The sequence below is a fragment of the Oerskovia gallyi genome (assembly GCF_014836745.1).
Taxonomy (GTDB): Bacteria; Actinomycetota; Actinomycetes; order Actinomycetales; family Cellulomonadaceae; genus Oerskovia; species Oerskovia paurometabola.
Genome location: NZ_JACSQE010000003.1, coordinates 258,149 through 268,667, shown reverse-complemented (window position 1 = coordinate 268,667; position 10,519 = coordinate 258,149). Strand labels below are relative to the sequence as shown.

Here is a 10,519-nt window from a genome sequence, read left to right as displayed (position 1 = left end):
CCGCGCGCCGGCGGCGGGCGCCGTGATCTCGCTGCCCGACGACGCCGCGCACCATCCCGCGCGCCTCGCCGACGCGGAGGGCGAGCCGCCCGTGCTCGCGTTCCGCGACGTCGCCGCGCGCTACCTGCCGGGCGGCGAGCCCGTCGTGCGCGACCTGACGTTCGAGGTGCCGCGACGGGGGCAGGTCGCGATCGTCGGGCCGTCGGGTGCCGGGAAGACCACGACCTTCTCGCTGCTCCTGCGCTTCCTCCAGCCCGAGTCCGGGACCCTGCTGCTCGACGGCCGCCCGTACTCGGACTACACGTTCGACGAGGTGCGCTCGCGCATCGCGTACGTCGAGCAGGAGACGCCCGTCGTGCCCGGCACGATCCGCGAGAACCTCCGGCTCTCCGACCCCGACGCGACCGAGGACGCCATGTGGGACGCGCTCGCCAAGGTGCGCCTCGACGCCAAGGTGCGCTCGCTCGCCGACGGGCTCGACACGTCGCTCGTCGGGACCACGGTGTCCGGCGGGGAGCGACAGCGCGTCGCCCTCGCCCGGGCGGTGCTGCACGCGCCCGAGGTCCTGCTGCTCGACGAGGCCACGGCCCAGGTCGACGGTCTCACCGAGGCCGCGGTCCACGCCGTGATCGAGGACCTGTCGCGCGACCGTGCCGTCGTGACGATCGCGCACCGGCTCTCGACCGTGATCGACGCCGACCAGATCCTCGTCATGGAGGACGGGCGCGTGCGAGCGCGCGGCACGCACGCCGAGCTCCTCTGGGCGGACGACCTGTACCGCGACCTCGTGGCCGCGCTGCGGATCTCGACCGAGGCACCCGCGGGGGTCGAGGTGCGCTGAGGCCCGTCGCGCTCAGCCGAGCTGCGCGAGGCCCTCGGTCGCGATCTTCTCGAACGTCGCCTGGTCGGCCGCGAACTGCGAGTCGGCGATGGGCCAGTGCAGGACGACCTCCGTGATCCCCTGCTCACGGTAGGCGGCCGCGGTCTCGACGAACGCGTCGACCGAGTCGAGCGGCCGGTCCGGGGTGAAGCCCGTCAGGAGGATGCGCTCGATGCTGCGGGGGTCGCGCCCGGCCTCCGTGCACGTCGCCTCGAGGCGGGCCACCTGGGTACCTACGGCGGCGCGCGACGCGGCCGGCGTCCCGTCCTCACCGACGGACGCGTCGCCCGTCGTGACCCACGCCTGCCCGTAGCGGGCGGCCAGCCGCAGCCCGCGGGGCCCGGTCGCGGCGATCGCGAACGGGATGCGCGGCTCCTGGACGGGGCCGGGGATCGTGCGCGCCTCGTGCGCGCGGTAGTGGCCCTCGTCGTGCGTGACGACGGGCTCGGTCAGCAGGCGGTCGAGCAGCGCGGTGAAGTCCCGCAGCCGGTCCGCCCGCTCGCGCGCCGACCATCCCTCGCCCCCCAGGACGGTCGCGTCGAAGCCCGTGGTCCCCGCGCCGAGCCCGAGCGTGACACGCCCGTCCGACAGGTCGTCGAGAGTCATGAGGTCCTTGGCGAGCGTCACGGGCTCGCGGAAGTTCGGCGAGGTGACGAGGGTCCCGAGCCGCAGGCGCTCGGTGACCCCGGCAGCCGCCGCGAGCGTGGGCAGCGCACCGAACCACGGGCCGTCGCGGAAGGTGCGCCACGACAGGTGGTCGTACGTGTAGGCCGCGTGGAACCCCAGGTCCTCCGCGCGGCGCCAGACGTCACGCCCCTCGGACCAGCGGTAGATCGGCAGGATCACGGTGCTCAGTCGCATGGTCCGACCCTACGTGCCCGTGGTCCGCCCGGCCCGGCCCGGCCCGGCTCGGCTCGAACCGGACCGCGGACCTGTGATGTGCTGGTGGCAGTCCCGCTCACGCACCACCGGAGGTCCCCCATGGCTGTCGTCGTCAACGTCTCGCACCGCTACCCGCGCACCGGCTCGCGCGCCGAACAGCTCGCCGTCGTCCGGGGCGACTGGCCCGTGCCCGAGGTCGACAACCCGGAGGCGTTCGCCGACTCCGACGACGCGCAGGAGCTCCTGGACGCGGCGGACGTGCTGATCGCCGCGGCGGGCAACGAGGTCGTCGACGTCCAGCGCATCACCGGGCTGCAGGTCGACGAGGGTGGGCACGTGCGGTTCGAGACGGTCGACGAGCCGGTGCTCGTGGGGATGATCGGGCAGCGCCTGCGGGCGGGGGCGGCGTGGGAGCCGGGAGAGAGCTGGCCCGTGAAGCTCGCCGACGCCGCAGGGGCCGTGAGCGAGTACCTCGAGCTCGTCGGCGAGCCGGCTCCGGGGGAGGGGGAACCACTGCCTGCCGACGCACCGGAGGTCGTCGGTGCGGGGGCTCCCGCGGGCGAGGTCTCCGCCGAGCTCGAGCTCGGCGGGTTCCGCCTGGCCCTGGGCGCCGACGGACACCTGGTCGTCACGGCTCCGGCGGGTCGTTCGGTGACCGTGCTCGCCGCGCACGAGGGCTGAGCCGGGGCGTGCGGGAGCGCGACCACGGCACCCCGGGGGACGTGGCAAGGTGGAGGCCATGACGATCGACCTCCGCATCTTCACCGAGCCCCAGCAGGGCGCCACCTATGACGACATCCTCGCGGTCGCGCGAGCGACGGAAGAGCTCGACTTCGACGCGTTCTTCCGCTCGGACCACTACCTCGTCATGGGGGACGGCGACGGGCTGCCCGGCCCGACCGACGCCTGGACCACGCTCGCAGGCCTGGCCCGCGAGACGAGCCGCATCCGGCTGGGCACGCTCGTGTCCTCGGCGACGTTCCGGCACCCGGGCGTCCTCGCGATCCAGGTCGCGCAGGTCGACCAGATGTCGGGCGGCCGCGTCGAGCTGGGCCTGGGCGCAGGCTGGTTCCCGCAGGAGCACTCGGCGTACGGCATCCCGTTCCCGGCCAAGCGGTTCGGGATCCTCGAGGAGCAGCTCGCCGTGATCACCGGGCTCTGGGAGACGCCCGTGGGGGCCACGTTCGACTTCGCGGGCGAGCACTACACGCTCACGGACTCCCCGGCGCTGCCCAAGCCCGCGCAGTCCCGCGTCCCGGTCATCGTGGGCGGTCACGGTCCCCGCCGCACCCCGGCGCTCGCTGCGCGCTACGCGACCGAGTTCAACGTCGCGTTCCCCGACCCGGGCGTGCTGGGCGACCGCATCGAGAACGTCCGCGTGGTCTGCCAGGACGCGGGCCGCGACCCCGACGACCTGATCTACTCGGCGGCGTTCGTGGTGTGCGTGGGCAAGGACGAGGCCGAGTTCCGGCGTCGCGCCGAGGCGATCGGCCGTGATCCCGAGGAGCTGCGCACGAACGGCATCGCGGGCACGCCGGCCGAGGCCGCGGACAAGCTCGCGGCCGCGAGCGAGCAGGGCGCGACGCGCTTCTACCTGCAGGTCCTGGACCTCGCGGACCTGGATCACCTCGAGCTGATCGCGCGCGAGGTCAAGCCGCAGCTGAGCTGACCCAGCCCTCCCGCCCGACGGCGGAGCGCATCTTCCTCCCGAGGGTGCGCTCCGCCGTCGGGCGTCCTGGGGGGCGGGGACGTGGGACGGGGGTGTCCACGACGTACCGGCCGGTAACGGGGGCTGCTTGCTCGGCAGTACCCTTCCCTTCGGCACTTCACCAAAACTTCACGAACGGAGCCCCCCATGGCAGCACTCGGCTGGAAGATCCACGGAGACGGGAAGCGCGTCGAACCCGGCGCCGTGGTCAGCACCGACGAGCGCCTGAGCTGGCCCCGCACGATCGGGATCGGCATGCAGCACGTCGTCGCGATGTTCGGCGCGACGTTCCTCGTCCCGCTCCTGACCGGCTTCTCGCCCGCGACGACGCTGTTCTTCTCCGCGATCGGGACCATCGGGTTCCTGCTCATCACGCGCAACCGGCTCCCCAGCTACCTCGGGTCGAGCTTCGCGTTCATCGCTCCCATCACCGCGGCGACCGCTTCCGGGGGGCAGTCGGTCGCCGTCGGCGGGATCCTGGTGACCGGAGTCGTGCTCGCGCTCATCGGCGTCGTCGTGCACTTCGCCGGGCCGCGCTGGATCGACCTCACGATGCCGCCCATCGTGACCGGCACGATCGTCGCGCTCATCGGCCTGAACCTCGCGCCCGCGGCGTGGAACAACTTCCAGCAGTTCCCCGTCACGGCCGTCATCACGCTGGCCTCGATCATCCTCATCACGGTCCTCTTCAAGGGCATCGTCGGGCGCCTCGCGATCCTGCTCGGCGTGATCGTCGGGTACGTCGTCGCGACGATCCGCAGCGAGGTCGACTTCGCACCCGTCGCCAAGGCGGCCTGGCTCGGCCTGCCCGAGTTCGTGACCCCCACGTTCGACGTCGCGGTGCTCGGCCTGTTCGTCCCGGTCGTGCTCGTGCTCGTCGCGGAGAACGTTGGCCACGTGAAGTCCGTCGCGACCATGACGGGCAAGAACCTCGACGACCTCACGGGCCGCGCCCTGTTCGCCGACGGCCTCGCGACGACGTTCGCGGGCATCGGCGGTGGCTCGGGCACCACGACGTACGCCGAGAACATCGGCGTCATGGCCGCCACGCGCGTCTACTCGACCGCGGCCTACTGGGTCGCGGGCGCCACGGCCCTGGTGCTGAGCATGTCGCCCAAGTTCGGGGCGCTCATCGCGACCATCCCCGCGGGCGTCCTGGGCGGCGCGACGACCATGCTCTACGGCATGATCGGCATCCTCGGTGCGCGCATCTGGGTGCAGAACAAGGTCGACTTCTCCGACCCGGTCAACCTCACCACGGCCGCTGTCCCGCTCGTCGTCGGCATCGCGAACTTCACGTGGGTCATCGGCGACGTGACGTTCGAGGGCATCGCCCTGGGCACGGCGTCGGCGCTCGTGATCTACCACGTCATGCGCAACATCGCCCGGTGGCGCGGGACCTCGCAGGAGCCCGCGAGCCCGGCGTCGGTGCCGGGCGGCACGGAGATGGCGGAGCGCTGACCGTGCTGTCGGACCCGGGATCGGTCAGGCAACCCCTGACCGGCCTCGGGTTCGGCCCGCGGGCCGGGTCTAGAGCTTGAGCCCCAGCACGTAGCCCTCGTCGGTCGGGACGCGTTCGAGGCCCAGGTGCTCGTAGAAGCCGATCGCCGCGGTGTTCGTCTCCGAGACACCCAGGTGGACCCCCTGGACACCGCGCTCCCGCAGGGCGTCGAAGAGCACCTCGAGCAGGCGCCGCCCGTTGCCGCCGCCCTGGGCTGCGGGCAGCAGGTCGATGTGGAGATGTGCGGGGAAGAGGTCGACCACCGCACGGTCCGCCGTCGACGGGGCGTGCATGGCGCGCACCAGGCCGGCGTCGTCCGTGTCCGGGACAAGGGTGTCCAGCGGATAGCGGGCCCGCAGGGCCGGCCACCAGTCGCGCTCGCAGCGTTCCTCGAACGTCGCCGTGTCCCTGGTGCCGACGACGTATCCGAGCGCGCCGGACCCGTCGTCGACCACGAACGCGAGGTCCGGCTCGAACGCCAGGTAGGCCCCGAGGTAGATCTCGCCGAGCAACCGGGGGTCGCGATACCTCTCCGTGGCGTCGCCGCCGTCGGCACCCGTCCGCAGGCAGATGTCGTACAGACGCTCGACCTCGCGAGGATCGGTGGTGCGAGCAGGGCGGATCGGGAGGGAGACCATCGTGTGCCGGACCGTTCGAGAGCAGGGAGGAGGAGACGCCGCGCCCAGACAGTAGCCGCGAACCCGGCTCAGGGCCACCGGGATGTGCGTGCTGTCGGGGGAGTGCGTCAGCCTCCTACGGCCGGCTCCCCCTCGGCGGGCACCTCGTCGGCCGGCGGCTCCTCTGCGGGCGGCGCCGGCGGGACGTAGGCCTCCCGCGGGGTGATGGTCTCGACCGCGACGCACTTCGCCGGGTTGGCCAGGGGCACCGCGGGGTCGATCTCCACGAGCTCCTCGTCCACCAGGTTCACGAAGTTCTCGCCGAGCACCAGGTCGACGCTCGCGTCCGCACGGTTGTCGAGCACCAGGACCGGGTCCTGGTAGTGGGCCGCGAGCGTGTACGCCTGCGCGACCCCGTTCACGCCGAACGAGATCTGCGTGCTGTGCTGGGTCGTGCCCTTGCCGGCGGGGGTCTGGAGATTGCCGACCAGGGCGATCGTGAAGCCGCGGTTGCGGAGGACCTGCTCGTTGGCGGCGCCCAGACCGCCCTTGCCCGTGGCGTTGAAGATCCGGACCTGGACGTCGCCGTAGGGGACCGGCAGGGTGCCCTCGGCGAGGCACGGGGTCTTCGCGTCGGCGATGACACCGTCCACCTTGGGAGAGCTGAACTGGCGGTCGAAGGGAGGCTCGACCGCACCCGTGTAGACCGCCAGGGCGCCGATGCCGGTGATCGCCAGGAACGCGACGAGCAGCCCGAAGACCACGGCCTGCCGCTCGTGCATGCGCCGTCGGCGGACGGTTCGAGAGGGATCGGAGCCAGGCTGCGTGGTCACGCCAGAAACCTACCCGACCGAGGGGGCGTTGAGCATGAGCACACGGGCGTGCAGGATGGCGCGCTGCTGCAGGGCTGCGCGGACCGCCCTGTGGAGGCCGTCCTCGAGGTAGAGGACCCCCTGGTACTCCACGACGTGCGCGAACAGGTCACCATAGAACGTCGAGTCCTCCGAGAGCAGGTTGTCGAGGTTCAAGGTCCGCTTGGTCGTCACGAGCTCGTCGAGCCGGACCTGACGGGGCGGGACGCTCGACCAGTCCTTGGGCGTGACCAACCCGTGATCCGGGTACGGGCGCCCGTCACCGACGGCCTTGAAGATCATGCGGGCCAGTCTAGGGGGAGCCCTCGGCGCGTTGCCGCGGATCGCGCCCCGTCGCCCCACAACTCCACAGGCCCCGCACATCCGGCCCTCACCGCCCGCTCGGGGACCGGGGGCACGTCACGCACCTCCCACGTCCCGGCGCCGGAACCCGGCGTAGGCGACCGCGACGAGGGCTCCGGCGATCGCGGTCAGCACGAGCACGGGGCCGAGCGAGAACGGGTCGAGCGGCACCTGGGGCACGTGCGTGAAGGGCGACAGGTCGCGGACCCACTGCGGCAGCCCGAACAGCTCGCCGAGCTGACCGACGACCAGGAAGACGGTGACGACGCCCCAGCCCAGGGCCACGAGCCGAGGCCGCCACGCGTACAGCACCAGGACGAGCCCGGCGACGACCAGGGCGGCCGGGACCTGCACGAGCCCGGCCCCGACGGCGTCGCCGAGAGCGTCGGCCCAGCCACCCGACACGAGCGCGTGCCCCAGACCCATCATGAGCCCGGCCCACAGCGGGACGGCGACGACGCCCGCGACCAGCAGCACGACCGAGGCCGTCAGGTACCGCGTCCGGGAGGTGCCCGTCGCGAGCACCAGCTCGGCCCGACCAGAGGTCTCCTCGGCGTGGACCCGGGACACGAGCGTCACGGCGAACGCCGCCGCGGCGATCCCGACGAAGCCCATGATCGCGACCTGGAAGACCTGTGCGAGCGCCCCGGCCCCGCCGAGCTGCGCGATGATCTGCTGCATCTGCGGGGACGACCCGGCGATGTCGTCGACCGAGTCCAGCAGGAAACCGACGAGCAGGCAGTACGCCCCGACTCCCAGCGTCCACGACACGATGCCGGGGAGCTGGAGCCGCGTCGCGAGCGCGAGCGGGCTCACGAGCGACGCGGAACCGGCCGGCCCGGGGCGCGGCTGGACGAGGCCCGCGCCGAGGTCCCGCCCGAGCGAGAGCCGGGCTGCGACCGCCACGCACGCGACGAACAGTGCGAGGCACAGCAGTGCGGGACCCCAGGCGTTCGCGCCGAACGGGTCGATCTCCTGGACCCACCCGACGGGCGAGACCCAGTGCAGCCAGTCCGCGGAGTCGATGTCGGCCACGCCGCGCAGCGCATACCCCGCGACGAGCAGCAGGACGCCGATCGTGTTGGCGGTCCGCGACGACGTCGCGACCTGGGCGCACACGCCCCCGATGCCGGTCGCGGCCAGGCCGAGCGCCGCGAACTGGAGGCCGAACGCGACGGACGAGGCGCCGTCGGCCCCCTGCGCCACGAACATCGCGGCCATGGACGCGCCCGTGACCACGGACATCCCGGCCGCGACGAGGACCCCCGTCGCGAGCGGTGCGAGCGACCCCACGCGGGCCGCGCGCACGAGCTCGAGCCGGCCCGTCTCCTCCTCCTTGCGCGTGTGGCGCACCACGGTGAGCACGGCGAGGACGCCCAGCACCAGGATCATGAACAGGCCCACGCGCCAGGTGGCCGTCGAGGCGACGGACCCCGTGTGCTCGAGCGGCCCGAGCAGCGCGAGGAACGCGCTGTTGGTGCCCATGCTCGCGGCGAGCTCGTCGCGCTCGGCCTGCGTCCCGTAGACGGTGGCGACCGACGAGTACGTGACCACGACCATGAGCAGCACCACGACGACGTACACGGGCAGGACGATGCGGTCGCGGCGCAGCGCGAGGCGGGTCAGGGCGCCCGTGCCCGCGAACGCTCCGCGCAGGGACAGGGGAGGGGCCGACACCCGCGACGGGGCCGGGGCCGTCGCCGACGAGGCGAGCGTGGTCATCTCAGCGCCTCGCCGTCGAGCAGGGCGAGCTCGTCGCCGTACTGCCGCAGGAACAGCTCTTCGAGCGAGGGAGGCTCGATCGTCAGGCCGTGGGGTTCGAGGTCGGCGAGCGCACGCGTGACCTGGGGCAGGGCGTCGTCGTCGACGTGGAAGGTCACGTGCGATCCGTCGACGACGAGGTCGTGGACCCCGGCCAGGCCCGCGAGACCGCCCGTGACGTCGGGGGAACCATCCGCGCCGGCTCTGCGCCCGGCCCCCGGCCCGACGGTCACGACGACCTTGGACCGCGTCAGGTGCCGCAGCTCGCGCAGGGTCCCGGACTGCACGGCGCGGCCGCCCCGGATGATCGTGACGGTGTCGCACAGCGCCTCGACCTCGGCGAGGATGTGGCTCGACAGCAGGACCGACGTGCCGCGCGAGGTCGCCTCGCGCACGCAGTCCTGGAACACGGCCTCCATGATCGGGTCGAGGCCCGACGTCGGTTCGTCCAGCACGAGCAGCTCGGCGTCGGCGCTCAGCGCGGCGACGAGCGCGACCTTCTGCCGGTTCCCCTTGGAGTAGGTGCCGGTCTTCTTGGTCGGGTCGAGCTCGAAGCGTTCGAGCATGCGGGCCTTGCGGCGCTCGTCGACGGCCGCGCCGCGCAGGCGCAGCAGCAGGTCGATCGTCTCGCCGCCCGAGAGCTGGGGCCAGAGCGTGACGTCGCCCGGGACGTAGGCGAGGCGCCGGTGCAGCGACACGGCGTCGCGGAACGGGTCGCCGCCCAGCAGGGTCGCGGTGCCGGCGTCGGGGCGCAGGAGGCCCAGCAGGACCCGGATGGTGGTGGACTTCCCGGCACCGTTGGGTCCGAGGAAGCCCGCGACCTCTCCGGCACGGACCGTGAGGTCGAGCCCGTCGAGGGCCTTGGTGGTGCCGAACGACTTGTGCAGGTCGTGGATCTCGACGGCGGGCCCGCGGGTGGTGGCGGGGTTCGTGCGTGCGGTCGTGGTCATGGTTCCTCGTCAGGGAGGCAGGGTGTGAAGGGGAGGGGGACGGTCGTGGGCCAGGGTCGGGAGGGAGCGTCGGGAGGGTGCCCGACGGCGTCGCTCGCCCCGGAGGGACCGGCTGCGGACCGCGTCCGTCGTGCTGGGGCTACCGGGCCGGCGCTGCGGCCTGTCCGCGGGGTGGCGGCTCGGCGTACCGGAGGTATGCGTCGAGGAGCGTGCGGTCGGTGAGGAACCCGTCCGTGAAGAGCTCGATCGACGGCAGGCCGTGCCGGTCGACGTACCCGCGGACGACGGCCCCGGTGTCGCCCGGGTCGGCGGGCGGGTTCAGCGTGAGGTCGAGGAGGATCGTGCCGAGAGACTGCGTCACGAGGTAGCGGGCGCGCGCCCTCTCGTCCAGCGAGGGCTTGATGGTCCCGGTGGCGACCCCGTCCGCGACGTAGGCCACGGCGTCGTCGATCATGCTCTCGACGAAGGAGCGGGCGAGATCGCCGCCCTCCTGGAGGCTGCGGAGGACGTAGCCGAGCACGGGACCGTACTCCTCGATCGACGAGAGCTGCGCGAGGACGTCCATGGGGCTGCCCCGGGAGCCGTGCTCGTCGCCCAGGACGTTGCGCTTGTTCTCGCGGACGAGGACGAGGACGTGCTCGTCGCACGCACGGCGCAGCCCCTCCTTGGACCCGAAGTGGTGGATGACGAGTCCCGGGCTGACCCCGGCGTCGGCCGCGATGGTGCGGACCGGGACCCGGAATCCCTCGGACGCGAAGCGGAGCAGGGCGGCGTCGCGGATCCGGGCGCGCCCGGTGAGGTCCGGGACGTCGAGCGTCTCCGGGACGTCCGACGTCTGCGGGCCCGTGCCGGTCGGGGCGTGACCGGCAGCCGGGGGTGCTGAACGCATGTTCAACACGCTAAACACTTGTTCAGCAGGGCACAAGGGGCTGCGCGTCAAGAAGGCGTCAAGGTTCGGGGCCGTCGCCGACGCGGCCGGAGTGGCCGAGAGTCCGCCGCGAGGATG

The 10,519-nt window shown here is 72.9% G+C and carries 11 protein-coding genes; 4 read left to right on the top strand and 7 right to left on the bottom strand.

The features are described 5' to 3' along the window. A partial coding sequence (locus H9640_RS19010; RefSeq protein ID WP_225226733.1) for an ABC transporter ATP-binding protein occupies positions 1-841 on the top strand: 841 nt, incomplete at its 5' end. A 12-nt stretch (positions 842-853) separates the two neighbouring features. Here the strand turns inward: H9640_RS19010 and H9640_RS05345 are convergent. Further along, on the bottom strand, positions 854-1,741 hold the full coding sequence (locus H9640_RS05345; RefSeq protein ID WP_191789663.1) for an LLM class flavin-dependent oxidoreductase: 888 nt from the start codon (positions 1,739-1,741) through the stop codon (positions 854-856). A gap of 120 nt (positions 1,742-1,861) precedes the next feature. Between H9640_RS05345 and H9640_RS05340 the strand changes: the two genes are divergently transcribed. The 3 genes from H9640_RS05340 to H9640_RS05330 all read left to right on the top strand — a co-directional run bounded on the left by H9640_RS05340 (position 1,862) and on the right by H9640_RS05330 (position 4,931). Next, on the top strand, positions 1,862-2,443 hold the full coding sequence (locus H9640_RS05340; protein ID WP_191789662.1) for a hypothetical protein: 582 nt from the start codon (positions 1,862-1,864) through the stop codon (positions 2,441-2,443). 64 nt (positions 2,444-2,507) lie between these two features. Further along, a complete protein-coding gene (locus H9640_RS05335; RefSeq protein WP_191789768.1) occupies positions 2,508-3,431 on the top strand; it encodes an LLM class F420-dependent oxidoreductase in 924 nt (307 codons plus the stop codon). 186 nt (positions 3,432-3,617) lie between these two features. Next, on the top strand, positions 3,618-4,931 hold the full coding sequence (locus tag H9640_RS05330; RefSeq protein WP_191789661.1) for a uracil-xanthine permease family protein: 1,314 nt from the start codon (positions 3,618-3,620) through the stop codon (positions 4,929-4,931). Positions 4,932-5,000: 69 nt separating this feature from the next. On the opposite strand, the gene H9640_RS05325 is transcribed toward H9640_RS05330, so the two are convergent. The 6 genes from H9640_RS05325 to H9640_RS05300 form a co-directional block, all read right to left on the bottom strand. Beyond that, on the bottom strand, positions 5,001-5,609 hold the full coding sequence (locus H9640_RS05325; RefSeq protein WP_191789660.1) for a GNAT family N-acetyltransferase: 609 nt from the start codon (positions 5,607-5,609) through the stop codon (positions 5,001-5,003). Between the two features lie 107 nt (positions 5,610-5,716). Next, positions 5,717-6,421 carry a LytR C-terminal domain-containing protein gene (locus H9640_RS05320; protein WP_191789659.1) on the bottom strand — a complete coding sequence of 235 codons (705 nt, stop codon included), beginning with the start codon at positions 6,419-6,421 and terminating at the stop codon, positions 5,717-5,719. A 9-nt stretch (positions 6,422-6,430) separates the two neighbouring features. Beyond that, on the bottom strand, positions 6,431-6,742 hold the full coding sequence (locus H9640_RS05315; RefSeq protein WP_138822644.1) for a type II toxin-antitoxin system VapB family antitoxin: 312 nt from the start codon (positions 6,740-6,742) through the stop codon (positions 6,431-6,433). 117 nt (positions 6,743-6,859) lie between these two features. After that, positions 6,860-8,524 carry an ABC transporter permease gene (locus H9640_RS05310; RefSeq protein WP_191789658.1) on the bottom strand — a complete coding sequence of 555 codons (1,665 nt, stop codon included), beginning with the start codon at positions 8,522-8,524 and terminating at the stop codon, positions 6,860-6,862. Then, on the bottom strand, positions 8,521-9,513 hold the full coding sequence (locus H9640_RS05305) for an ABC transporter ATP-binding protein (protein ID WP_191789657.1): 993 nt from the start codon (positions 9,511-9,513) through the stop codon (positions 8,521-8,523). The genes H9640_RS05310 and H9640_RS05305 overlap by 4 nt, the downstream gene beginning before the upstream one ends. 139 nt (positions 9,514-9,652) lie before the next feature. After that, a complete protein-coding gene (locus H9640_RS05300; RefSeq protein WP_191789656.1) occupies positions 9,653-10,402 on the bottom strand; it encodes a TetR/AcrR family transcriptional regulator in 750 nt (249 codons plus the stop codon). Between the last annotated feature and the right edge of the window lie 117 nt (positions 10,403-10,519).

Excerpts from the sequence above, each read along its gene's own strand:
- H9640_RS05310 (WP_191789658.1), bottom strand. The coding sequence starts at position 8,524 with ATGACCACGCTCGCCTCGTCGGCGACGGCCCCGGCCCCGTCGCGGGTG.
- H9640_RS05340 (WP_191789662.1), top strand. The coding sequence starts at position 1,862 with ATGGCTGTCGTCGTCAACGTCTCGCACCGCTACCCGCGCACCGGCTCG.
- H9640_RS05330 (WP_191789661.1), top strand. The coding sequence starts at position 3,618 with ATGGCAGCACTCGGCTGGAAGATCCACGGAGACGGGAAGCGCGTCGAA.
- H9640_RS05300 (WP_191789656.1), bottom strand. The coding sequence starts at position 10,402 with ATGCGTTCAGCACCCCCGGCTGCCGGTCACGCCCCGACCGGCACGGGC.
- H9640_RS05305 (WP_191789657.1), bottom strand. The coding sequence starts at position 9,513 with ATGACCACGACCGCACGCACGAACCCCGCCACCACCCGCGGGCCCGCC.
- H9640_RS05325 (WP_191789660.1), bottom strand. The coding sequence starts at position 5,609 with ATGGTCTCCCTCCCGATCCGCCCTGCTCGCACCACCGATCCTCGCGAG.
- H9640_RS05315 (WP_138822644.1), bottom strand. The coding sequence starts at position 6,742 with ATGATCTTCAAGGCCGTCGGTGACGGGCGCCCGTACCCGGATCACGGG.
- H9640_RS05345 (WP_191789663.1), bottom strand. The coding sequence starts at position 1,741 with ATGCGACTGAGCACCGTGATCCTGCCGATCTACCGCTGGTCCGAGGGG.